The following is a 23,122-nucleotide window of genomic DNA, read 5'->3' on the forward strand; positions in this document are numbered from 1 at the left end:
TAGAACGATTTCAAGTTCCGCATGTTGTTAGTTGAGCGTTTTAGAATTGTTTTGATCTGGAACTATTCAAGGCCAAATTGGGGCTCCTCAAATTGACCCCCTGAAACGCGCCCGATACCAACGACACATCGTTGCAACGCAAATGATCCACGTTCGCGATGTGGAATGAAAAAATCTGGGGCGCGTGAAAATAAAATGGGACAGGTGAGAGCACCGCGTTCGCTGCGTGGGGTCGCAGCGATGAAGGTCAATGACGGACGAGGAGAGGGGCCCTCCGTCACCAAGGTGTCGGCGGTGGCCGGGCTGATGGCGGTGGCATCGATGTCCTCGGCCGAGGCGCAGCCGGCTTCCGACCTGCCCCCGGTCAACGTCGATGCGCCGATCGCGCGCGCCAAGCCGACGTCCTCCAAGCCGACCGCCGAGCAGGTCCGCGCGCGCAATGCCCTGCGCCGCGCGGCGGCCCGTCAGCAGGCGGCGCAGCAGGCCGCGGTGGCGTTCCCGAACGCGGGCGGGCTGTCTGCGCCGGACGCCAACCCTTACGCGGACGCAGCCGAGCCCTACAAGGTCAACCGCGTGCAGGCGTCGGGCAAGTTTCCTGAGCCGCTCCTGAATACGCCCAAGACCATCACGGTGATGAGCAAGGAGGTGCTGCAGGACAAGCACATCACGGCGCTCAAGGAGATCGGCCGCTCGACCGCCGGCGTCACGCTCGGATCGGGCGAAGGCGGCAATGCGTTCGGTGACCGCTTCTTCATCCGCGGCTTCGACGCCCGCAACGACGTGTTCATCGACGGCATCCGCGATCCCGCGGTGTCGATCCGCGAGAACTTCTTCACCGAGCAGATCGAGATCCTGCGCGGCCCGGCTTCTTCGTATGCCGGGCGCGGCACCGCCGGCGGCGCCATCAACATCGTCACCAAGCAGGCTGGCGATACGAACTTCAAGCGGATGGATACCGAGTTCGGCACCGACCAGCAGAAGCGCGTCACGCTCGACGTGAACCAGGTGATCTCGCCAACCTTCTCGGTGCGCACCGGCGGTCTGTTCCAGGACTCCAACGTCGCGGGGCGCAACTACGTCACCGATGACCGCTGGGGCGCCTTCCTCTCGACCAAGTGGACGCCGATCGACGATCTCAAGATCACGACGAACTATGTCCATACCGATCTGTCGGGTTATCCGGATTTCGGTGTACCCTACTACAAGCAAGGCAACGTCCCCGTGACCTCCGCGGGCATTCCGCGCGGCACCTGGTATGGCTTCCTCAATCGCGACTTCCAGACGGCGCGGCAGGATTTCGGCACTGCCGCGGCCGAGTACAAGGTCAACGAGGCGATCACCCTCAGCAGCAAGTTCCGCGGCGAGCACTCGCTGCTCAACTATATCGGCACCTTGCCGCAAAATCCGAACACGACCAGCCCCAATCCGCTGCTCTGGACCACCACGGCGAGCGCGCAGAGCCGCTATCAGACGGTGGACGTCTGGGCCAACCAGAACGATGCGACGTTCAAGCTCGATACCGGGGGCATCAAGCACACGGCGGTGCTTGGTACCGAGTTCTCGAACGAGAACATCTCGATCGATCGCTACACCGGCCTCTCGTCCGAACTGTTCGGCGGCGGCTCGACCAGCTCGGGCGCGGTCACCGGCGTCAACGTGTACTCGCCGCAATACACCTACATCCCATTCAGCAATACGCCGTCGCTGGTCGGCAACCCGACGCGCTACGGCGTCAACACCAACAGCGTCTACGTCATGGACACGGCCAACTGGCAGGACACGGTCATCCTGAACGGTGGGGTGCGCTATGACGGCTACACCATGAGCTCGTCGACCAATTCGCCGAAATACCTCAAGATGAACGCGGATCTGGTCAACTACAATGTCGGCCTGGTCTACAAGCCGATGCCGATCGGCAGCATCTACGCCGCCTATGCGACCTCGGCCAATCCGTTCGGCTCCGAACTCGACGCCACCGGCACCGACTATGGCGGCGTGCCCGCCAACACCGCCGTGCTGCTCGGGCCGGAGCGCAACAAGGCCGCCGAGCTCGGCACCAAATGGGAGCTGGTCGACCGCCATCTGCTGGTCTCAGCCGCACTGTTCGAGACCACCAAGGACAATGCCCGCGAGACCGTCGGCGGCCTGCTCACCTCGGGCGCGGCCTACCGCATCCAGGGCATCGACATCGAGGCGGAAGGCAAGCTCACCGATCGCTGGAGCATCTTCGGCGGCCTGGTGCTGATGCAGTCGAAGGTCACGCAGAGTGGCGTCGCTTCCAACATCGGCCTGCAGCTCGCCAACATCGCCCACCAGTCGTTCAGCATGCTGTCGAAGTACAAGCTCGACAACGGCTGGGAGATCGGCGGCCAGGCGGTCTACCGCTCCAAGGTCTATGGCGGCACCTTCGCGGCGAACACCGGCAACGAGCTGCCGAGCTACTGGCGCTTCGACGCGTTCGTCGAGAAGAAGCTTGATGCGCACTGGACCATGAAGCTCTATGCCCAGAACCTGACCAACAAGCTCTATTACGACACACTGTATCGGAGCGCGGTGCCGTTCGTCGCCGTGGCCCCGGGGCGCGCCGTCTACATCGTCACCACTGCGAAGTTCTGATCATGCTGATCTGCATCCCCGACGTTCTATCGAAGGACGAGGTGGCCGACTTCCGCCGCATCATGGATGCGGCGGAGTGGGAGGACGGTCGCTCGACGGCCGGGGCACAGTCGGCCATGGTCAAGCGCAACGAGCAATTGCCGCCGGACGGCGAGGCGGCGCGGGTGCTCGGCCAGCGCATCATCCAGGCGTTGACGAAGCATCCGCGCTTCCTGTCGGCGGCGATCCCGCTGCAGATCTTTCCGCCCTTGTTCAACCGCTACACGGCCTCGCGCGGCGATCATTTCGGCATCCATGTCGACAATGCCGTGCGCGGCGATCCGCTGACCGGCCTGCGCATCCGCACCGACCTATCGATGACGCTGTTCCTGGCCGAGCCCGACAGCTATGACGGTGGCGAGCTTGTGATCGAGGACACCTACGGCTCGCACGAAGTCAAGTTGCCCGCGGGGCACGCGGTGCTGTATCCGTCATCGAGCCTTCACATGGTCACGCCGGTCACGCGCGGCGCCCGGGTCGCCTCTTTTTTCTGGATGCAGAGCATGGTACGGGATGCCCACGTCCGGAGCATGATCTTCGATCTGGACACGGCGATCCAGAGTCTGGCGGAACGCCTCGGGAGGGACGATCCCGATGCTGTCAAGCTGACCGGCATCTATCACAATCTGATCCGGCAATGGGCCGAGGTCTAATGGGCCGAAGTATGATGACATCGTTCCTCGTTAGGTTTGCAATCGTCCTGTCATGTCTGTCTGTTGCTGCGGGGCTACCTGCATATGCGCAGCAGGAGCCGGCCAGGTCCGCCCCGGCGGTCTCGACCGATCCGTCCGCGCCGGCGCCGGGCACGGCACACACGATGGCACCACCGGCATCGGTCCAGGCCGCGCCGATGGCTGCTGCGCCGGCCGGCGCAGAGAGCGGCACCCGAAGCGGCAAGTCGGTTGCCACCGGACTCGACGAGCTGTCGCCACTCGGCATGTTCCTCAAGGCCGACATGGTCGTCAAAGCGGTCATGATCGCGCTGGCGCTGGCTTCGGTCGCGAGCTGGGCGATCTTGATTGCCAAGAGCATCGAGTTTTCCGTGCTGCGCCGGCGGCTCGTCGGCGCGCTGCGCAAGCTCACCGGCGCCAAGTCGCTGGCGGAAGCGCAGCTCGCGCTCGGCCATGGAAGAAACGTTGCGGCGGTACTGCTGCAGGCGGCGATATCGGAGGCCCGGCTGTCGGCAGGGCTGAACAGCGATGAGGGCATCAAGGAGCGCGCGGCCTCGAGCTTCACCGAGATCGTGCGTGCCGAGGCCCGGCGCGTGCGCGTCGGCATGGGCCTGCTCGCCACCGTCGGCGCAATCTCGCCCTTCGTCGGGCTGTTCGGCACCGTCTGGGGCATCATGAACAGCTTCATCGGCATTTCCAAATCGCAGACCACCAACCTCGCAGTGGTCGCGCCGGGCATCGCCGAGGCGCTGCTGGCGACCGCGATCGGGCTTGCCGCCGCGATCCCTGCCGTCATCATCTACAATCACTTTTCGCGCGTGACGAAGGGCTATCTTGAGCTCGTCAACCGCGCATCGGGCGCCGCCGGCCGCCTGCTGTCGCGTGATCTCGACCGCAGCCAGGTCGGCATTCACGTGCGCGCGGCGGAGTAGCAGGCGATGGCCGTTTCGCTCTCCGAAGGCGATCTCGACGACGATTTCGACGAGACCCACGACATCAACGTGACGCCGTTCATCGACGTCATCCTGGTGCTCTTGATCATCTTCATGGTGGCGGCGCCGCTGTCGACCGTCGACCTGCCGATCGACCTGCCGTCCTCCAGCGCCACGCCGCAGAAGAAGCCGGACAAGCCGACCTATGTCTCGATCAAGCCGGACCTGTCGCTGGCGATCGGGGAAAACCTGGTCAAACGCGTCGACCTGGTGCGCGAGCTCGACGCCATGACCGATCAGCCCAAGGACCGGTCGATCTTCCTGCGCGCTGACAAGCTGGTGCCCTATGGCGAGCTGATGGGAGTCCTGGAGCTGCTGCGCGCCGGCGGCTACACCAAGATCAAGCTGGTGGCGCTGGAAGCGCCGCCTGCCGCGGCCGCCCAGGTGCCGCCGGCCCAGCCCGCGCAGCCGTGAGGGGCGCTGGCTTGTGATGAGCGACCTCGACATCGGGCACTCCCCCTCGCGCCGTCTGTGGTTTCTGGCCATCATGGGCGCGCTGATGCTGCATGTCGGCGGCGCCGCACTGGCGCTGACGCATCTGAAGGACGACGAGGACGCCGGCGGCCTCGGCGCGGCGGGCGCTGAGGTCATCGACATCGACATGGGCTCGCCGAAGGTCGAGAACGACGAGGTTCCGGTCGGACAGGACTCGGTGGCGCAGACCGCCGCTCCGCAGATGCAGGAGCAGAAGGCCGAGGTCGAGCAGACCGATCTGCAGAAGGATGTCCCGACCACGACCGAGGAGGCCGACCGCGAGGTCACGACCTCCGACGTGAAGAAGCCGACCGAGGAGCAGAGGGTCGCGACGGTCCAGACACAGGCATCAGAGGCGCAGGAAGCCTCCGAGGACACGGCGCGCAAGGCCCTGGACGAGAAGGTTCCTGAAGCCGAGAAGACCAAAGCGCCGAATGCCGGCATCGGCAAGGACGTGCAAAGGCTGACGGCCAATTGGGGCCGCAAGATCAGCGCCTATTTCGAACTGCACAAGAAGTATCCATCCGGAAAGAAGGTTGCGGCCCAGCTCAAGCTGGCGCTCGTGCTCAACCGGCTCGGCCGTGTCGTCTCGGTGGACGTCAGGGAAACGTCCGGCGATCCGGAGTTCGATCAGGCCGCCGTCAGCATGGTCCGCCGTTCGGATCCCGTGCCAAAGCCTCCCGCGGGCCTCACCGACGACGAATTCTCCTTCATCCTGCCGGTCAAGTTCAACCCGCCGAAATGAGGGCATGGGCTTTGGCCGACCTCACTGCCAATACAGCCTGACCCCGACATAGACCGCGCAGAGCGCGGCGAAGATCAACGCGACCGGCAGCTTGCGCGGTGCTGTCGTTCCGCTCTGCGCGGCCTTCGGCTTCGGCGGCAGCTTGCGGAAGGCGGTGACGTTGTCGGTCACCGGCTCGGCGGCGACCGGCTTGACTTCGGGCGGGGCGCCGCCGCCGCCCATCTCGGCATAATAGGCCTTGTACATCTCGCGGATGGTGGCCTCGGTGGCCTCGTCCTCCGACATGTCGCCGAGGCGGGTCTTGTAGCTTGCCAGGAAGTCCTGCGCCGCCGGCGGCAGGCCGGAGGCGCCGTTCAGTTTGGCGATCATCTTCCAGGTCGCGAAATCGGCACGGGCGCGGGTGTCGGCGCGGCGTGCGATCATCATGTCGGCGGCTTTGACCAAGAGTGCCTCGGGGCTCGTTCGTTACCATCCCTGACGGGTAGATTTAGACGTTACCCGTCAATAACAGAAGCAGCTGCTTCAGAGAATCGGTCGTGGCGCGGAGCAGCCCCGACACAAGATCAAGATTGAGACCGAACTGGGAACCCGCCAGCGGCAGAAGGATCAAAAATCCGATCAGAATCAGCATGCCATAGGGCTCGAGCCGGGCAAAAGGCCGCGCCAGCACCGACGGCAGCAGGCCGGCCGCGACCCGGCCGCCGTCCAGCGGCGGTATCGGGAGCATGTTGAACACGGCGAGCAGGATGTTGAACGAGAAAATATTCCAAAGATTGCTGGCCACCCACCGGGCAGCCTCCGGCGGAACCAGGGGCAGGGCGTGGAACGCCAGTCCGGCCGCCAGCGCCAGCACGATGTTGGTCGCCGGGCCCGCGAGCGCCACCATCACCATGCCCGCGCGCAGCGGCCGCAGATTGCGAAAATCGACCGGCACCGGCTTGGCGTAGCCGAACAGGAACGGCGAGCCGGACAGCAGCAGCATGCCCGGCAGCAGGATGGTGCCGAACGGATCGATGTGCTTGAGCGGGTTGAAGCTGACGCGACCGAGTCGCAACGCAGTGTCGTCGCCGAAGCGCCAGGCGACGAAGGCGTGAGCGGCCTCATGAAAGGTGATGGCAATGATGATCGGCAGGATCCAGACGGAGATGCCGTAGAGGGAGATGTTCAAGGATCGGGGTTCCGGACGCGTTACGGCCCTACATAGGCACGATGGTTCCCCGATGCTACGCGGGATTCTCCGGAAATTGCGGCAGGCCGTCGTTGAGTTGCACCCAATCCATCTTTTCCGAGACCCAGATGTGCTCGGTCGGGGCAAAGGCGTTGCGGTCGTCGAAGCAGGCCAGGGCCACGCCGACCACCGCGCGCGTGTTGCGCCATGAGAACAGCCTGACGCCGCAGCGCGGGCAGAACATGCGGTCGAGCGCGTCGGAGGAGGGGAAGCGCGCGGTTTCGCCGGTGATCGTCAGCGCGTCGTGCGCGAACAGCGCGCGGGCGAAGAACGGCGCGCCCGTCGCCCGCTGGCAGTTGCGGCAGTGGCAGACGCGCACGTTGATCGGCTCGCCGGTGCATTGGAAGCGCACCGCGCCGCAGAAGCAGCCGCCGTGGTGGGTCATCAGGCAAGCTCCATGGGTCAGAAATCCGTGTCGTCAGCGAGACGTGTAGGGTGGGCAAAGGCGCGAGGCAGTCATGCCCTGTGTTCTCGCAAAATCTCCCGCGCGCTGTGCCCACCGTCCTGATGGGCGAAAGCCGATGGTGGGCACGTCGCCGTCTGCGACGGCGCCTTTGCCCACCCTACACATGGGACGTACCAAACTAACCAAACTAATAAGTTGCGCGGCCGCCGGAAATGTCGAATACGGCGCCTGTCGAGAACGAGCATTCTTCCGAGGCGAGCCACGACACCAGCGCGGCCAGTTCCTCGACCAGCACGAAGCGGCCCTTCGGGATCTTCGACAGCATGAAATTGATGTGCGCTTCCGTCATCTGGTCGAAGATGGCGGTCTTCGCCGCGGCGGGCGTCACCGCATTGACCGTGATGTTGTGCTGCGCCAGCTCTTTGCCGAGCGACTTGGTCAGCGCGATCAGGCCGGCTTTGGACGCCGAGTAGTGCGCAGCGTTCGGGTTGCCCTCCTTGCCGGCGATCGAGGCGATGTTGACGATGCGGCCATAGCCCTGCTTCAGCATCACCGGCACGATCGCCTTGGCGCAGATGAAGGGACCGTCGAGATTGATGCGCAGCACCTTGCGCCACTCCTCGAGATCGGTCTCCCACACCGTCTTGTTGATGCCGGCGATGCCGGCATTGTTGACCAGGATGTCGATGCCGCCCAACGCGGCCAGCGTCGCGTCACGGGCGCCTTCGACCGCTTTGGTGTCGGTGACGTCGACCTGCAGCGCCAGCACCTCCGAACCGATCGCCTGCGCGGTCTTCTCCGCCAGCGCGATGTCGTGATCCCAGATCGCGACCTTGGCGCCGGAGGCCTTGAAGCGCTCGGTGATGGCGCGGCCAAAGCCCTGCGCGCCGCCGGTGACCACGGCGCAGCGGTTGGTAAGGTCGATGTGGTTCATGATGTTTCCCCGGTCGATCTTTGTTGTCGTCATTCCGGGGCGCGCGCAGCGCGAACCCGGAATCTCGAGATTCCGGGTTCAGCCCTGCGGGCTGCCCCGGAATGACGGAGCAGAACTACAGCGTCCAGCCGCCGTCGATGGTATGCGCTACGCCGGTCGTGAACGCGCTCTCGTCGCTGGCGAGATAGACCGCGAGATGGGCGATCTCCTCGGCCGTGCCGAGCCGGCCCATCGGCTGGCGCGAGATGAACATCTCCAGTCCGTTCGGGCCGGCCGAGGCCGCGCGTCCCAGCATCGAGGGCGTTTCGATCGTGCCCGGGCAGATGCAGTTGCAGCGGATGCGCTTGCCCACGAAATCGGCTGCGACCGAGCGTGTCAGCGCCGCCACGGCCGCCTTCGTCGCACCGTAGACGTAGCGGTTCGGCGCCGCCTTGAACACGCCCGCGGCGGAGGCGATGTTGACGATGGCGCCGCCGCCCTGATCGAGCATCTTCGGCAGGAAGGCGCGGATGGTGCGATGCATCGACTTGACGTTCAGATCGAACGAGAAATCCCAGTCGTCGTCGGAGCAGTCGAGGATGGTGCCGTTATGCACGAAGCCGGCGGCATTGAGCAGGATCTCGACCTTGCCGACCCGCTCGGCCATCGCGTTCACGGCCGCGGTGTTGCGCACGTCGAGCGTCGCGACCTCGGCAATGCCTTCGCTCTTCAGCGTGTTCAGGCCGTTCTCATCGATGTCGGTGGCGAATACGGTGGCGCCTTGACGCGCGAAGGCAATGGCACAGGCGCGGCCGATGCCGGCAGCGGCGGCGGTGACGAAGGCGCGCTTGCCCTTGAGACGGTCGGACATGGGGTCTCCCTGGAGATGCGATTTGATGTCTTCCGTCATCGCGAGCGCAGCGAAGCGATCCAGGGGCCGAACGAGGACTCCGGATTGCTTCGTCGCTTCGCTCCTCGCAATGACAGTGGTTGGCTTTGTGCGTTGTGATTAGTGATTATGCCGCGCCACACCGACGGTGCCGGCGATGTTGTGATAGCGCGTGGCGAGCTCCATGCAGGCGCCGGTGGACTGCTGGCCCACCGTGTTGCGATAGAGCTCCTGCCAAGGCGTCTGGTTGGCGGGGTGCGGGAAGCCGCCCTTGGCCTTCAGCTCGGCGCGCCGCTTCGCGAGCTCCTCGTCCGAGATCAGGATGTTGGCCGAGCCCTTGTTGAGGTCGATGCGCACGCGGTCGCCGGTCTTGAGGATAGCGAGCCCGCCATCGGCGGCGGCCTCCGGCGAGGCATTGAGGATCGAAGGCGAGCCCGAGGTGCCCGACTGCCGGCCGTCGCCGATGCAGGGCAGGGACAGGATGCCGCGTTTGATCAGCGCCGCCGGCGGCTGCATGTTGACCACCTCGGCGCCGCCGGGATAGCCGATCGGCCCGGCGCCGCGGATGAACAGCACGCAGTGCTCGTCGATCGCAAGCGACGCATCGTCGATGCGGTCGTGATAGTCCTCCGGACCCTCGAACACGATGGCGCGGCCCTCGAACGCGTTGGGGTCCTTCGGGTTGACGAGATAGCGGTCGCGGAATTCCTTGGAGATCACGCTGGTCTTCATGATCGCGGAATCGAACAGGTTGCCGCGCAGCACCAGGAAGCCGGCGTCCTTCACCAGCGGCTTGTCGTAGGACCAGATCACGTCGCCGTCGGGCTTCGGCGCCTCGCGGCAATTCTCACCCATGCTGCGGCCGTTGACGGTGATGACGTCCTCGTGGATGCGCTTGTGGCGCATCAACTCGCCGATCACGGCCGGCACGCCGCCGGCGCGATGGAATTCCTCGCCGAGATAGAAGCCGGCCGGCTGCATGTTGACGAGCAGCGGCACGTCATGGCCGAACGTCTGCCAGTCGTCGATGTCGAGCTCGACGCCGACATGGCGCGCCAGAGCGTTGATGTGGATCGGTGCGTTGGTCGAGCCGCCGATCGCGGAGTTGGCGACGATGCAGTTCTCGAACGCCTTGCGGGTGAGGATGTCAGAAGGCTTGAGGTCCTCCCACACCATGTCGACGATGCGTGTTCCCGTCTCGTAGGCGATCTGGCCGCGCTCGCGATAGGGCGCTGGGATCGCGGCGCAGCCGGGCAGGGACATGCCGAGCGCCTCGGCCAGCGCATTCATCGTCGATGCCGTGCCCATGGTGTTGCAATGGCCAACCGACGGCGCCGAGGAGGCGACGATCTCCATGAACTCCTCATAGCCGATCTCGCCGGCGGCGAGCCGCTCGCGCGACTTCCACACCACGGTGCCGGAGCCGGTGCGCTGACCCTCGTGCCAGCCGTTCAGCATCGGGCCGCCCGAGAGCACGATGGCGGGGATGTTCACGGTCGCCGCGGCCATCAGGCAGGCCGGCGTCGTCTTGTCGCAGCCGGTCGTCAGCACCACGCCGTCGAGCGGATAGCCGAACAGGATTTCGACCAGGCCGAGATAAGCGAGGTTGCGGTCGAGCGCGGCCGTCGGGCGCTTGCCGGTCTCCTGGATCGGATGGGTCGGAAATTCCATCGCGATGCCGCCGGCGGCGCGGATGCCCTCGCGGACGCGGTGCGCCAGCTCGATGTGATGGCGATTGCAGGGCGAGAGATCGTTGCCGGTCTGGGCAATGCCGATGATCGGCTTGCCCGACTGCAGCTCGGCGCGGGTCAGGCCGTAATTCAGATAGCGCTCGAGATAGAGCGCGGTCATGCCCGGATTGTGCGGATCGTTGAACCACGCCTGCGAGCGCAGCTTGCGGCTCTTGTCAGCGCCGTTGCCGGCATGCCCGTTCGACTTCGTCATGTGCTTTCTCCCGCAGTGCAAACGTGGCGAGGCCGGTCCGTCGTCTGCGCGCCGTGGCCCGCTGTCGAAGATCGCCTACGTCTTTCGTTCAAGTCGTTGTTGGTTCGAGTGGTTCTAATTCATGGTTTTTGGTTGCGCTACCATTTTGTTCCGGAAGCGCGCCCCGACGCGGGCTGGGGACTTGCGGCGGCGCGCTGCAAGGTCGAGCTCTGCCGTTCGATCACCTCGAAGCCGAGATCGACGACGCGCTCCGCCACGGGACGCCCTTCGACGGCGTCCATGATCATCGTTGCCGCGCGCCGGCCCATCTCGTAGCGATTGGTGCGCACGCTGGTGAGCGTCGGAACCGCCGCGGCCATGAATTCCATGTCGTTGAAGCCGACGATCGCGACCTGCTCGGGCACCGCGATGTGCCGGCGCTGGCATTCGAACAGCACGCCGAGGGCGAGATCGTCATTGGCGCAGAACACCGCGTCGAGATCCGGCGCCTTCATCAGCAGATCGGAGAACAGGCTGCCACCCATTGTGGTCGAGGTCGGAACAGGCGCCGTGACGATGAGACGCGGGTCGAACAAGCCGGCCTCCTTCATCGCGTTCTGATAGCCCTGCAGCCTGCGCTGCACCCTTGGGTCCATGCGGGCGCCGATGAAGCCGATGCGGCGGCAGCCCTGCGCGAGAAGGTGTGAAATGGCTGCAAAACAGGCATCGACATGCGAAAATCCGATCATCATGTCGATCGGGTCGGCGCCGAGCTCCATGATCTGCACGACGGGACAGTCCGCTGCCTGGATGATCGACCGGCTCTCCGCCGTCTGGTCGAGACCGGTCACGATCAAGCCGGCCGGCTTCTGCATCAGGAACAACCGCAACAGGCGTTCCTCTTGCAGCACGCTGTAGCGGGTGTTGGCGAGCTGGATGCTGTAGCGGCTACCCTCGAACGCGTCATAGATGCCGCGCAGCACGTCGGAGAACACGTTGTTGGTGAGGGACGGTATCAGCACGCCGATCACTTCGGTGCGCTGCGAAGCGAGCGCGCGGGCGGCGAGGTTCGGCACATAGCCGAGCTCCTTGGCGGCACTCTCGATCCGCGTGCGGCGGCCGGCCGAGACCGTGGCGGGATTACGGAAGAAGCGTGACACCGTGATCGGGCTGACGCCCGCCAGTGCCGCAACTTCGGTCAGCCGGACTTTGCCCGGCTCGATGCGTTTCCGTCCCATGCCTCGCTCATAGCATAGGCGGTCTGGTACACAAGCGATATTGACAGCGCTATCACGCGGTTGCTAAGCGAGGCATTGCGGAAGCGAACTGAACTGCGGACAATGTCAGCCGAGCTGGTCCTTGTTTCAGATCCAGTCGGAGCGACCAGAGCCAACAACAAGGCCACCAAAAACAAGACTGCACGACCAAGACTACAAAACGACAAGCGGCCTGATCAAACGGCCGAGAACAACGGTCAGAATGCCGCCGGCAAGCAGCCAATGCTGTCGGTCTTTGAGGAGGAAATTGATGTCGTCGGTGCAAATTCGCGACGTGCGCAAATCATTCGGCGGATTCGAGGTGCTGCACGGCGTGACGATTCCGATCGAGGATGGCGAGTTCGTCGTGCTGGTCGGGCCGTCCGGCTGCGGCAAGTCGACGCTGCTGCGCATGCTCGCAGGGCTCGAGAACATCACCGCCGGAACCATCTCGATCGGAGAGCGCGTCGTCAACAACGTGCAGCCGAAAGAGCGCGACATCGCGATGGTGTTCCAGAACTACGCGCTCTATCCGCATATGACGGTCGCCGACAACATGGGCTTCTCGCTGAAGCTGCGCGGCGCACGGCCCGAGGACATCAAGAAGGGCGTCGCGCGCGCCGCCGAGATCCTGGCGCTGACGCCGCTGCTCGACCGCTATCCGCGCCAGCTCTCCGGTGGCCAGCGCCAGCGCGTCGCGATGGGCCGCGCCATCGTGCGCGATCCGCAGGTGTTCCTGTTCGACGAGCCGTTGTCGAACCTCGACGCCAAGCTGCGCGTCGCGATGCGCACCGAGATCAAGGAGCTGCATCAGCGGCTCAAGACCACCACCGTTTACGTGACGCACGACCAGATCGAGGCCATGACGATGGCCGACAAGATCGTCGTCATGCACGACGGTATCGTCGAGCAGATGGGCTCGCCACTCGATCTCTACGACAAGCCGGACAACCAGTTCGTGGCCGGCTTCATCGGCTCGCCGGCGATGAACTTCCTCAACGGCCACCTCAAATCCAACGGCTCGGTCTATGTCGAGACCGAGAACGGCGCCAGGCTGCCGATCCTCACCGCGCCGGCTGCCTCCGACGGCCGCCCCGTCGTCTACGGCGTCAGGCCCGAGCATCTCGAACTCGCCGATGACGGCATCGAGGCCGAAGTGGTCGTGGTCGAGCCGACCGGCTCGGAGACGCAGATCGTCGCCCGCATCGGCACCCAGGACATCATCGCGGTGTTCCGCGATCGCCACGAGGTCAATCCTGGGGCGAAGATCCATTTGCGTCCGCGCGCGTCGGCGGCGCATCTGTTCGACAAGGACAGCGGCCGGAGAATTTGACCAGCCGCACGGCGCGGAACTGACAACAAGCAAAACAAGCAAAATACTCAACGGGAGAAAACTTCAGATGGCTCATTTCCCCACCGATCGACGGTCTCTGCTCAAGGGCGGCGCGACCTTGCTGGCGGCTGCCGCGACCATGTCGGCCGAGGACCTGCTCGGCTACGCCAAGGCCTGGGCGCAGACCTCGCCCTTCAAGCCGGAGCCCGGCGCCAAGATCAACATGATGCGCTGGAAGCGCTTCGTCGAGGCCGAGGACGTGGCCTTCATGAAGATCGTCGACGCCTTCCAGAAGGCCAACAACGTCACCATCAACGTCTCCAACGAATCCTATGACGACGTCCAGCCCAAGGCCTCGGTCGCGGCCAATACGGGGCAGGGGCTCGACATGGTGTGGGGCCTCTACACGCTGCCCTTCCTGTTCTCCAACAAGTGCGTCGACATGACCGACGTCGCCGACTACCTCGGCAAGAAGTGCGGCGGCTGGACCGACTCGGGCAAGGCCTATGGCATGCTCGACGGCAAGTGGATCGGCATCCCGGTGGCCGCCACCGGCGGCCTCGTCAACTACCGCATCTCGGCGGCCGAGAAGGCCGGCTTCAAGCAGTTCCCGAAGGACCTCGCCGGCCTGTCCGAGTTCTTCAAGGCGATGAACAAGAACGGCACCCCGGGCGGCATGGCGCTCGGCCACGCCTCGGGCGACGCCAACGGCTGGGTGCACTGGGCGCTGTGGGCGCATGGCGGCAATCTGATCGACAAGGACAACAAGGTCGTCATCAACTCGCCTGAGACCGCCAAGGCGCTCGAATACGTCAAGGGCCTGTACGACAATTTCGTGCCGGGCACCGCGTCGTGGAACGACTCGTCCAACAACAAGGCGTTCCTGGCCGGCCAGCTCTACGCGACCGTCAACGGCATCTCGATCTATGTCACCGCCAAGAAGGAGGCGCCGCAGATCGCCGAGGACATGAACCACGCGCATCTGCCGCCCGGCCTCGACGGCAAGACCCGCGAGATGCATTTGGGCTTCCCGATCCTGGTGTTCAACTTCTCCAAGTACCCGCAGACCTGCAAGGCGTTCACCGCCTTCCTGCTGGAGCCGGAGCAGTTCAATCCATGGATCGAGGCGGCGCAGGGCTATCTCTCGCACTTCCTGAAGGGTTACGACGCCAACCCGATCTGGACCGTCGATCCGAAGAACACGCCGTATCGTGAGGTCGCGGCGACCGCGACCACGCCGGCCGGTCTCGGCAAGCTCGGCGAGGCGGCTGCGGCCGCGATCGCCGACTTCGTCCTGGTCGACATGTTCGCGAACTACTGCACGGGCCGCGAGGACGTGAAGACGGCGATGGCGAGCGCCGAGCGCTCCGCCAAGCGCATCTTCCGCTGAGGAAGATCGCCGACCTTGTAGGGTGGGCAAAGGCGCGCCGAGATCGAATCGAGAGATCGCGATCTATCGCGCGCCGTGCCCACCATACGGGTTGCTGACTGTCGTCATTGCGAGGAGCCGAAGGCGACGAAGCAATCCAGTTTCTTTGCTCGGCCCTGGATTGCTTCGCTTCGCTCGCAATGACGGAACGACTTTTCTATCCGTCCCGAACGCCGGTGGGCACGCTACGCTTTGCCCACCCTACGGTTCGAAGGGAGCTGCTCGACCCATGAGTACCATTCAGACCTCGTTGCCGCGAGGCGCCGCCGTCGGCGAGCCCTCGGCATGGGTGCGCATCAAGACCAACCGCAACGTCATTGCGCTGTGGTTCATGCTGCCCGCGGCGGCCTTCCTGATCCTGTTCCTGGCCTATCCGCTGGGGCTCGGCGTCTGGATGAGCTTCACCGACGAGAAGATCGGCCGCACCGGCGTCTTCGTCGGGGTCGAGAACTACGAATGGCTGTGGGACGACTCGATCTTCTGGCTGTCGGTGTTCAACACGCTGCTCTACACGATCGTGGCGAGCGCCATCAAATTCGCGATCGGCCTGTATCTCGCGCTGCTGCTGAACCGGCACATGCCGTTCAAGGCCATGATCCGCGCCATCGTGTTGATCCCCTTCATCGTGCCGACCGTGCTGTCGGCGATCGCGTTCTGGTGGATCTACGATTCGCAGTTCTCGATCATCTCCTGGTCGCTGATCAAGCTCGGGGTCATCACTCAGAACATCAACTTTCTCGGTGACACCAACTGGGCGCGTGCCTCCGTCATCATCGCCAACATCTGGCGCGGCGTGCCGTTCGTCGCCATCACCTTGCTGGCCGGCCTGCAGACCGTGTCACCCTCGCTCTATGAGGCCGCCACGCTCGACGGCGCCACCAGTTGGCAGCGCTTCCGCTTCATCACCTATCCGCTGCTGACGCCGATCATCGCAGTCGTCATGACCTTCTCGGTGCTGTTCACCTTTACCGACTTCCAGCTGATCTGGGCACTCACCCGTGGCGGCCCCGTCAACGCCACCCACCTGATGGCGACGCTAAGCTATCAGCGCGGCATCATCTCCGGACGGCTCGGCGAGGGCGCCGCGATCGCGACCGCCATGATCCCGTTCCTGATGGCGGCGATCGCGATCTCCTGGTTCGGCATGCAACGGCGCAAATGGCAGCAAGGATCCGACCAATGACCGACACCACGCTGCACGCCAAGGCGCCCACCACGGCCGGCTCCGACGAATCCGAGGGCATGAGCTACCTGGAGTCGCTGCCGCGCCGGCTGATCACGCTGTATCTGCCGCTGTTCATCATCCTCGTGGTGCTGCTGTTCCCGTTCTACTGGATGGGGCTGACGTCGATCAAACCCGACGAGCAACTGATCGACATGGAGAAGTACAATCCGTTTTGGGTGGTGCATCCGACCTTCAAGCACATCTCCAAGCTGCTGTTCGAGACGCAGTATCCGCGCTGGCTCTGGAACACGATGTATGTCGCGGTCGGCGCGACCACGCTGTCGATCTTCGCCTCCGTGCTCGCGGCCTATGCGATCGTGCGGCTGCGCTTCAAGGGCGCCGACACCGTCGGCGTGCTGATCTTCTTCGCCTATCTGGTGCCGCCGTCGATCCTGTTCATCCCGCTGGCCTCGGTGATCCAGGCCTACGGGCTGTTCGACTCGCCGCTGTCGCTGATCTTGGTCTATCCGACCCTGCTGATCCCGTTCTCGACCTGGCTCTTGATGGGCTACTTCAAGACGATCCCGTTCGAGCTCGAGGAATGCGCCCTGATCGACGGCGCCAGCCGCTGGCAGATCCTGGTCAAGATCGTGGTGCCGCTCGCGGTGCCCGGCCTGATCTCGGCCTTCATCTTCTCGTTCACGCTGTGCTGGAACGAGTTCATCTATGCCCTGACCTTCCTGCAGTCGACGCCGAACAAGACGGTGCCGGTCGCCATCGTCAACGAGTTCGTCGACGGCGACATCTACAAATGGGGATCGCTGATGGCCGGCGCCCTGGTCGGCTCGCTGCCGCTCGTGATCCTTTACGCCTTCTTCGTCGAGCATTATGTGTCGGCGATGACCGGCGCGGTGAAGGAGTAGGCGAGATTCGCGTGTTCCGTCATTGCGAGCGCAGCGAAGCAATCCAGAGCTATGGAGAAGACTCTGGATTGCTTCGTCGCTTCGCTCCTCGCAATGACGACCAGTTTTCGTAGGGTGGGCAAAGCGAAGCGTGCCCACCGTCGTCCGGCATCACCCGGTGCTGCGGTGGGCACGGCGCTATGCGCCTTTGCCCACCCTACATTTTGAAGGAGCACTCCCTTGCATATTCTCGTTCTCGGCGCCGCCGGCATGGTCGGACGCAAGCTGGTCGAGCGGCTCGTGCGCGACGGCCGCCTCGGCGACAGCGCCATCACCCGCATGACGCTGCAGGACATCGTGGCGCCGGCGAAGCCGGATACGAGCATCGCGGTCGAGACCATCGCCGGCGATTTCGCCGTCGCAGGTTTTGCCGAGAAGCTGGTCGCCGCGCGTCCGGACGTGATCTTCCATCTCGCCGCGATCGTCTCCGGCGAGGCCGAGCTCGATTTCGACAAGGGCTACCGCATCAATCTCGACGGCACGCGGATGCTGTTCGACGCGGTCAGGCTGATCGGCGACGGCTACAAGCCGCGGCTGGTCTTCACCTCGTCGATCGCGGTGTTCGGCGCGCCGTTCCCCGACGCGATCGGCGACGAGTTCGTCAATGCGCCGCTGCTCAGCTACGGCACCCAGAAGGCGATCGGCGAGCTGCTGCTGGCCGATTATTCCCGCCGCGGCTTCTTCGACGGCGTCGGCATCCGCCTGCCGACCATCTGCATCCGCCCCGGCGCGCCCAACAAGGCCGCCTCCGGCTTCTTCTCCAACATCCTGCGCGAGCCCTTGGCCGGCAAGGAGGCCGTGCTGCCGGTGTCCGAGGACGTCCGGCACTGGCACGCGACGCCGCGCTCCGCTGTCGGCTTCCTCCTGCATGCCGCGACCATGGACACCGCGCGGATCGGCCCGCGCCGCAACCTCACCATGCCCGGCCTGTCGGCGACGGTGGGCGAGCAGATTGCCGCGCTCCGGCGCGTCGCTGGCGATAACGTCGCGGCTCGCATCAAGCGGGTTCCCGATCCCTTCATCATCGGCATCGTCAACGGCTGGCCGCGGAATTTCGAGGCCAAGCGGGCCCGCGAACTCGGCTTCACCACGGAAGAAAAGACCTTCGACGACATCATCCGGATTCACATCGAGGACGAACTCGGTGGTAAGTTCGTGGCCTGAGAACGCCAGGCCCTGGACCTGAATGGCGCGAAGCGCCATTTTGGGAGAGGGAGACATTCGGGAGAGAGATCATGACCGCCAGCATTGTCGGATGGGCGCATACGCCGTTCGGAAAGTTCGACGCCGAGACCGTTGAGAGCCTCGTCGTCAAGGTCGCCAACGAGGCGATCGCAGATGCCGGCATCTCGGCCGGTGACGTCGACGAGATCGTGCTCGGCCATTTCAACGCCGGCTTCTCGCCGCAGGACTTCACCGCCTCGCTGGTGCTGCAGGCCGACCCCGCGCTGCGCTTCAAGCCGGCGACGCGGGTCGAGAACGCCTGCGCCACGGGCTCGGCTGCCGTGCACCAGGGCATCCGTGCCATCGCTGCCGGCGCCGCGAAAATCGTGCTGGTCGTGGGCGTCGAGCAGATGACCCGCACGCCCGGGCCGGAGATCGGCAAGAATCTGCTCAAGGCCTCGTACCTGCCGGAGGATGGCGACACCGTGGGCGGCTTCGCCGGCGTGTTCGGCAAGATCGCGCAGGGCTACTTCCAGAAATACGGCGACCAGTCCGATGCGCTGGCGCTGATCGCGGCCAAGAACCACAAGAACGGCGTCGCCAACCCCTATGCGCAGATGCGCAAGGATTTCGGCTTCGAGTTCTGCCGCTCCGAGAGCGAGAAGAACCCCTATGTCGCCGGTCCGCTGAAGCGCACCGATTGCTCGCTGGTGTCCGACGGCGCCGCCGCGCTGGTGCTGGCCGACAGCGAGACCGCGAAGTCGTTCGCCAAGGCGGTCAATGTCCGCGCCACCGCGCACGCGCAGGACTTCCTGCCGATGAGCAAGCGCGACATCCTTGCCTTCGAAGGCTGCACGGTGGCCTGGCAGCGCGCGCTGGAGAAGGCGGGCGTCACGCTGTCCGATCTCTCCTTCGTCGAGACCCATGACTGCTTCACTGTCGCCGAGCTGATCGAGTACGAAGCGATGGGCCTGACCCCGAAAGGGCAGGGCGCCCGCGCCATCAAGGAAGGCTGGACGCTCAAGGACGGCAAGCTGCCGGTCAATCCGTCCGGCGGCCTCAAGGCCAAGGGCCACCCGATCGGCGCCACCGGCGTCTCCATGCACGTGATGACCGCGATGCAGCTCACCGGCACGGCGCCCGAGGGCATGCAGCTCCCCAACGCCAAGCTCGGCGGCATCTTCAACATGGGCGGTGCGGCGGTTGCGAACTACGTCTCGATCCTGGAGCCGGCGAAGTAGGCGAGGTCCATCCTCCGTCATTGCGAGCGAAGCGACGCAATCCAGGGCCGAGCATGCTGCCCTGGATTGCGTCGTCGCTGCGCTCCTCGCAATGACGGTGATACAGGAGAGCTTCCGCGATGCGGAAGCTCTTTGTCATTCGCTGGTCCGATTGCCTATCATGATCATCTCCACCGAACGTCTGACCTTGCGCGAGTGGCGCGACGAGGACCGGGTTCCGTTCGCGGCGATGTCCGCCGATCCGGCCGTGATGCAATTCCTCCGCGCGCTGCCAACGCGGCAGGACTCGGACCGGTGGATCGATTTCCAGATCGCCCATCAGGCCGCGCACGGCTTCGGCTTCTGGGTGGTCGAAGACCGCGCCACCGGCACTTTCCTCGGCGCCACCGGTCTGTTCCGCGTCACCTTCGACGCGCCGTTCACGCCGGCGGTCGAGATCGGCTGGCGGCTGGCGCGCGCGGCCTGGGGGCAGGGGATCGCGACGGAGGCAGCGCGCGCGTCGCTCGCGTTCGGCTTCGATGAGCTCGGCCTTGATGAGATCATCGCCTATGCCGCGCCGGCCAATCACGCCTCGCAGAACGTCATGCGCAAGCTCGGCATGATCCGCGACGAAGCGTCCGATTTCGATCATCCGCGGGTCGAGGCGGACAGTCCGCTGCGCCGGCAGGTGATGTACCGGCTGCCACGCGAGATGTGGGCCAAGAGCGAGATGCGGTAGGGTGGGCAAAGCGGCCGCCGAAGGCGGCAGCGTGCCCACCGTCGGGCGGCGTGCGCATCAGCAGGATGGTGGGCACGGCGCCATTGCGAGCGCATGCGTGGAGAGAGCGCGGCAGCGCCTTTGCCCACCCCCAGGGTGCCATTCTGGTAGCCCGGATGAGCGCAGCGATATCCGGGTCCATCGCGACAGCTCGTGTGACCCCGGATGTCGCTGCGCTCAACCGGGCTACGGCTTCCAGACCTTTTCCTCGCTGAAGCCGAGCTCGGCAAAATCCTTCGTCCGGAACGAGGCGTCATCCGCCGGAAAGAACTCATCCAGCTGCGGCGGCTTCACCGACGTGCTCGACAGCATGGCATGCGCCTGGCCGCGGTGATGGATGTCGTGCTGGAACAGGTGCAGCAGCAGCCGGTCGCAGCGCTCGTTCTGCACCCGGCTCTCGCGGTTGATGCGGACGGTGTCGTCGAGCCGCGCCGGTGTCAGCGCCTCGCAGAACGCAATCAGCCGGCGGTCCATCGCGCTCTGCGCCTTCGCAAGATCGGCCAGGCGCGGGAACGGCACCTCGTTCTGCCACGCCATCGGGCCGAGCCAGCCGCCTTCCAGCGCATCGATGTAGAACAGATCGATGATGTAGATGTGGTTCAGCGTCCGCTGCAGGCTCGGGAAAAAGCCCGTGCGCTCGGCGGCGAAATCCTCGGCGCTGAGCTGGCCGCAGGCGGTCAGCAGCCGGTGATTGGCCCATGCATTGTTATAGGCGAAGGCGCGAAAGGTCTGGACGAGATCGGCGGGCATTGGGACAGGGCACCCCGTGATGGCTCGCCGCAGATCATACGGAACTGATCACGCCATTCACCACCGATTTCCGCAGCCATCCGTGCACCATCCCCATGCGCGTTGCGGAACTCTGCCACAATTGGTCGCGGTGCATCGCTGCGCCTCCTGTGCAACAAGTTGAGATGCCGCACGACACACCCCTCATCGCGACCATCGTCGCCGGCCTTGGACTGGCCTTCGTCTTCGGAGCGCTCGCGCAGCGGTTCCGGTTCCCGCCGCTGGTCGGCTACCTCCTCGCCGGCGTTGCCGTCGGTCCATTCACGCCGGGCTTCGTCGCCGACCAGGCGCTGGCGACCGAACTGGCCGAGCTCGGCATCATTCTCCTGATGTTCGGCGTCGGCCTGCATTTCTCGCTCAAGGACCTGATGTCGGTGCGCGCCATCGCCGTGCCCGGCGCGATCGTGCAGATCACGGTGGCGACCCTGATGGGCATGGCCTTGAGCTGGGCGATGGGCTGGTCGATCGGCGGGGGGCTCGTGTTCGGTCTCGCGCTCTCGGTCGCCAGCACCGTGGTGCTGCTGCGCGCGATGCAGGAGCGCCGGCTGATGGACACCGAGCGTGGCCGCATCGCGGTCGGCTGGCTCATCGTCGAGGATCTCGCGATGGTGCTGGCGCTGGTGCTGATCCCGGCCTTTGCCAGCCTGCAGAACGGCAATGGCGACGTCGCCGCCGCCGATCCGCTCGCCGCCCGCTTCGGCCTCGGGCTGACCGGCGTGCTGCTGCTGACCTTCGTCAAGATCGGCGTGTTCATGGCGGTGATGCTGCTGGTCGGCCGCCGCTTGATCCCGTGGATCCTGCACTACATCGCCCACACCGGCTCGCGCGAGCTGTTCCGCCTCGCCGTGCTCGCGATCGCGCTCGGCGTCGCCTTCGGATCGACAAAACTGTTCGGCGTGTCGCTCGCGCTCGGCGCCTTCTTCGCCGGCATGATGCTCGGCGAGTCGCCGCTGAGCCAGCGCGCCGCGCAGGAGTCGCTGCCGCTGCGCGATGCCTTCGCGGTGCTGTTCTTCGTCTCCGCCGGCATGCTGTTCGATCCGGGAAGCGTCATCCGCGAGCCCTGGCCGCTGCTCGCCACCTTGTTCATCATCCTGTTCGGCAAGTCGGTTGCCGCGTTCCTGATCGTGATCGCATTCCGCCATCCCACGTCGACGGCGCTGACGATCTCCGCGAGCCTCGCCCAGATCGGCGAGTTCTCCTTCATCCTCGCCGAGATCGGCGGTGCCTCGAACCTGCTGCCGAAAGCGGGCCGCGACCTGATCCTGGCCGGCGCCATCATCTCGATCATGCTCAATCCGCTGATGTTCGCCGCGCTCGATTGGCTGCTGCCGCGGCTGGAGCGCCGCCGCGCCGATGCCTCCGCACCGGCCGCAACACCGGCGGCCGAGATCCCGGTGACGCAACTGACCGAGCACACGATCATCGTCGGCTATGGCCGCGTCGGACGCCTCGTCGGCGAGGCGCTGCAGCAGCGCGGGCATCCGTTCCTTGTGGTGGAGACGTCGGAGGACATCCCGAAGCAACTGAAAGGCGCCGGCGTTGAGACCATCACAGGCAACGCCGCCCGCAGCAACGTGCTGCGCGCGACCAATCCGGCCCTGGCGCACGCGCTCGTCATCGCCATCCCCGAGGCGTTCGAGGCCGGGCAGATCGTCGAGCAGGCGCGCGCCGCCAATCCGGCGCTGCACATCGTGGCGCGGGCGCATTCCGATGCCGAGGTCGATCATCTCAAGTCGCTGGGCGCGGACAAGGTCATCATGGGCGAGCGCGAGATCGCGCGCGGTATGATCGAGGAATTGGATACGAGGCCACCCGACGCCGCCCCCGAGCTGGCGCCGGAGCGGACGGCGGAGGGGGTGCAGGTCCAGGCGTAGAACGCGCAGCCCCGGCTGAGCGAAGCGACACCCGGGTTCATACGCACAGCTCGTGTGACCCCGGATATCGCTTCGCTCATCCGGGCTACAGGCCTGTGGCTGCGTCGAGCGGCGAATTTCGCTTGTGCCTTCAGGCTGATTTGCCCTGTCCAGTCCCCGCGCGAAAAATATTCATGTTTCGTTTTTACAGAAAATATGTTTCACTCCCGCCATCCTGCTTCGCCACGAGGGGCGCTTCGCGATCGTCACGAACGTT

Annotated in this window: 21 protein-coding genes; 13 read left to right on the top strand and 8 right to left on the bottom strand. The window is 65.1% G+C overall.

Annotated features, from left to right (window positions below):
* The first annotated feature begins 195 nt into the window (after window positions 1-195).
* Genes QX135_RS15710 through QX135_RS15730 form a run of 5 tightly spaced genes read left to right on the top strand, consistent with a single transcriptional unit; the run spans window position 196 to window position 5,537 of the window.
* Window positions 196-2,616 (top strand): TonB-dependent receptor, encoded by a 2,421-nt coding sequence (locus QX135_RS15710; RefSeq protein WP_316180517.1) that lies wholly within the window; start codon window positions 196-198, stop codon window positions 2,614-2,616.
* A 2-nt stretch (window positions 2,617-2,618) separates the two neighbouring features.
* A complete protein-coding gene (locus QX135_RS15715) occupies window positions 2,619-3,308 on the top strand; it encodes a Fe2+-dependent dioxygenase (protein WP_315757950.1) in 690 nt (229 codons plus the stop codon).
* Window positions 3,309-3,319: 11 nt separating this feature from the next.
* Window positions 3,320-4,258 carry a tonB-system energizer ExbB gene (exbB, locus tag QX135_RS15720; RefSeq protein WP_315757949.1) on the top strand — a complete coding sequence of 313 codons (939 nt, stop codon included), beginning with the start codon at window positions 3,320-3,322 and terminating at the stop codon, window positions 4,256-4,258.
* Between the two features lie 6 nt (window positions 4,259-4,264).
* On the top strand, window positions 4,265-4,732 hold the full coding sequence (gene exbD / locus QX135_RS15725; protein WP_315757948.1) for a TonB system transport protein ExbD: 468 nt from the start codon (window positions 4,265-4,267) through the stop codon (window positions 4,730-4,732).
* Between the two features lie 16 nt (window positions 4,733-4,748).
* Entirely contained in the window at window positions 4,749-5,537 is a 789-nt protein-coding gene (locus tag QX135_RS15730) for a TonB family protein (protein ID WP_315757947.1), read from the top strand.
* Between the two features lie 21 nt (window positions 5,538-5,558).
* Here QX135_RS15730 and QX135_RS15735 read toward each other — a convergent pair whose 3' ends face one another.
* From QX135_RS15735 to QX135_RS15765, 7 genes are all read right to left on the bottom strand, one after another.
* Window positions 5,559-5,963, bottom strand: coding sequence for a hypothetical protein (locus QX135_RS15735; protein WP_315739726.1), 405 nt, complete (start codon window positions 5,961-5,963; stop codon window positions 5,559-5,561).
* A 61-nt stretch (window positions 5,964-6,024) separates the two neighbouring features.
* Complete coding sequence (locus QX135_RS15740) at window positions 6,025-6,705, bottom strand: site-2 protease family protein (RefSeq protein ID WP_315776869.1); 681 nt, start codon at window positions 6,703-6,705, stop codon at window positions 6,025-6,027.
* A gap of 55 nt (window positions 6,706-6,760) precedes the next feature.
* Window positions 6,761-7,150, bottom strand: a complete 390-nt coding sequence (locus QX135_RS15745) for a GFA family protein (RefSeq protein ID WP_315739700.1) — start codon at window positions 7,148-7,150, stop codon at window positions 6,761-6,763.
* 208 nt (window positions 7,151-7,358) lie between these two features.
* The gene (locus tag QX135_RS15750) at window positions 7,359-8,105 is read right to left on the bottom strand and encodes an SDR family NAD(P)-dependent oxidoreductase (protein ID WP_315739701.1); all 747 of its coding nucleotides are present in this window, start codon (window positions 8,103-8,105) and stop codon (window positions 7,359-7,361) included.
* A gap of 115 nt (window positions 8,106-8,220) precedes the next feature.
* Complete coding sequence (locus tag QX135_RS15755) at window positions 8,221-8,955, bottom strand: SDR family oxidoreductase (protein ID WP_315757943.1); 735 nt, start codon at window positions 8,953-8,955, stop codon at window positions 8,221-8,223.
* A 138-nt stretch (window positions 8,956-9,093) separates the two neighbouring features.
* Window positions 9,094-10,917, bottom strand: coding sequence for an IlvD/Edd family dehydratase (locus QX135_RS15760; RefSeq protein ID WP_315739703.1), 1,824 nt, complete (start codon window positions 10,915-10,917; stop codon window positions 9,094-9,096).
* Between the two features lie 137 nt (window positions 10,918-11,054).
* Complete coding sequence (locus QX135_RS15765; RefSeq protein ID WP_315739704.1) at window positions 11,055-12,134, bottom strand: LacI family DNA-binding transcriptional regulator; 1,080 nt, start codon at window positions 12,132-12,134, stop codon at window positions 11,055-11,057.
* Between the two features lie 289 nt (window positions 12,135-12,423).
* Here QX135_RS15765 and QX135_RS15770 point away from each other — a divergent pair, with 289 nt between their 5' ends.
* The 7 genes from QX135_RS15770 (at window position 12,424) to QX135_RS15800 (ending at window position 20,164) form a co-directional block, all read left to right on the top strand.
* Window positions 12,424-13,485, top strand: coding sequence for a sn-glycerol-3-phosphate ABC transporter ATP-binding protein UgpC (locus QX135_RS15770; protein WP_315739705.1), 1,062 nt, complete (start codon window positions 12,424-12,426; stop codon window positions 13,483-13,485).
* 67 nt (window positions 13,486-13,552) lie between these two features.
* Window positions 13,553-14,875 (top strand): ABC transporter substrate-binding protein, encoded by a 1,323-nt coding sequence (locus QX135_RS15775; RefSeq protein WP_315739706.1) that lies wholly within the window; start codon window positions 13,553-13,555, stop codon window positions 14,873-14,875.
* A gap of 268 nt (window positions 14,876-15,143) precedes the next feature.
* The gene (locus tag QX135_RS15780; RefSeq protein WP_315739707.1) at window positions 15,144-16,097 is read left to right on the top strand and encodes a sugar ABC transporter permease; all 954 of its coding nucleotides are present in this window, start codon (window positions 15,144-15,146) and stop codon (window positions 16,095-16,097) included.
* Window positions 16,094-17,002: a carbohydrate ABC transporter permease gene (locus QX135_RS15785; protein WP_315739708.1), complete on the top strand. Its 909-nt coding sequence runs from the start codon at window positions 16,094-16,096 to the stop codon at window positions 17,000-17,002. The genes QX135_RS15780 and QX135_RS15785 overlap by 4 nt, the downstream gene beginning before the upstream one ends.
* Window positions 17,003-17,221: 219 nt before the next feature.
* Window positions 17,222-18,205, top strand: a complete 984-nt coding sequence (gene denD, locus QX135_RS15790; protein WP_315776864.1) for a D-erythronate dehydrogenase — start codon at window positions 17,222-17,224, stop codon at window positions 18,203-18,205.
* Between the two features lie 71 nt (window positions 18,206-18,276).
* On the top strand, window positions 18,277-19,446 hold the full coding sequence (locus QX135_RS15795; protein WP_315770907.1) for an acetyl-CoA acetyltransferase: 1,170 nt from the start codon (window positions 18,277-18,279) through the stop codon (window positions 19,444-19,446).
* Between the two features lie 160 nt (window positions 19,447-19,606).
* Window positions 19,607-20,164 carry a GNAT family N-acetyltransferase gene (locus QX135_RS15800; RefSeq protein WP_315770909.1) on the top strand — a complete coding sequence of 186 codons (558 nt, stop codon included), beginning with the start codon at window positions 19,607-19,609 and terminating at the stop codon, window positions 20,162-20,164.
* A 225-nt stretch (window positions 20,165-20,389) separates the two neighbouring features.
* Here QX135_RS15800 and QX135_RS15805 read toward each other — a convergent pair whose 3' ends face one another.
* Window positions 20,390-20,953 (bottom strand): DinB family protein, encoded by a 564-nt coding sequence (locus QX135_RS15805; RefSeq protein WP_315770911.1) that lies wholly within the window; start codon window positions 20,951-20,953, stop codon window positions 20,390-20,392.
* A gap of 164 nt (window positions 20,954-21,117) precedes the next feature.
* On the opposite strand from QX135_RS15805, the gene ybaL reads away from it, so the two are divergent.
* Window positions 21,118-22,866 (top strand): YbaL family putative K(+) efflux transporter, encoded by a 1,749-nt coding sequence (ybaL, locus tag QX135_RS15810; protein WP_316180511.1) that lies wholly within the window; start codon window positions 21,118-21,120, stop codon window positions 22,864-22,866.
* Window positions 22,867-23,122: the final 256 nt, after the last annotated feature.

The sequence above is a fragment of the Bradyrhizobium sp. SZCCHNR1098 genome, assembly GCF_032489375.1.
Classification (GTDB): Bacteria; Pseudomonadota; Alphaproteobacteria; order Rhizobiales; family Xanthobacteraceae; genus Bradyrhizobium.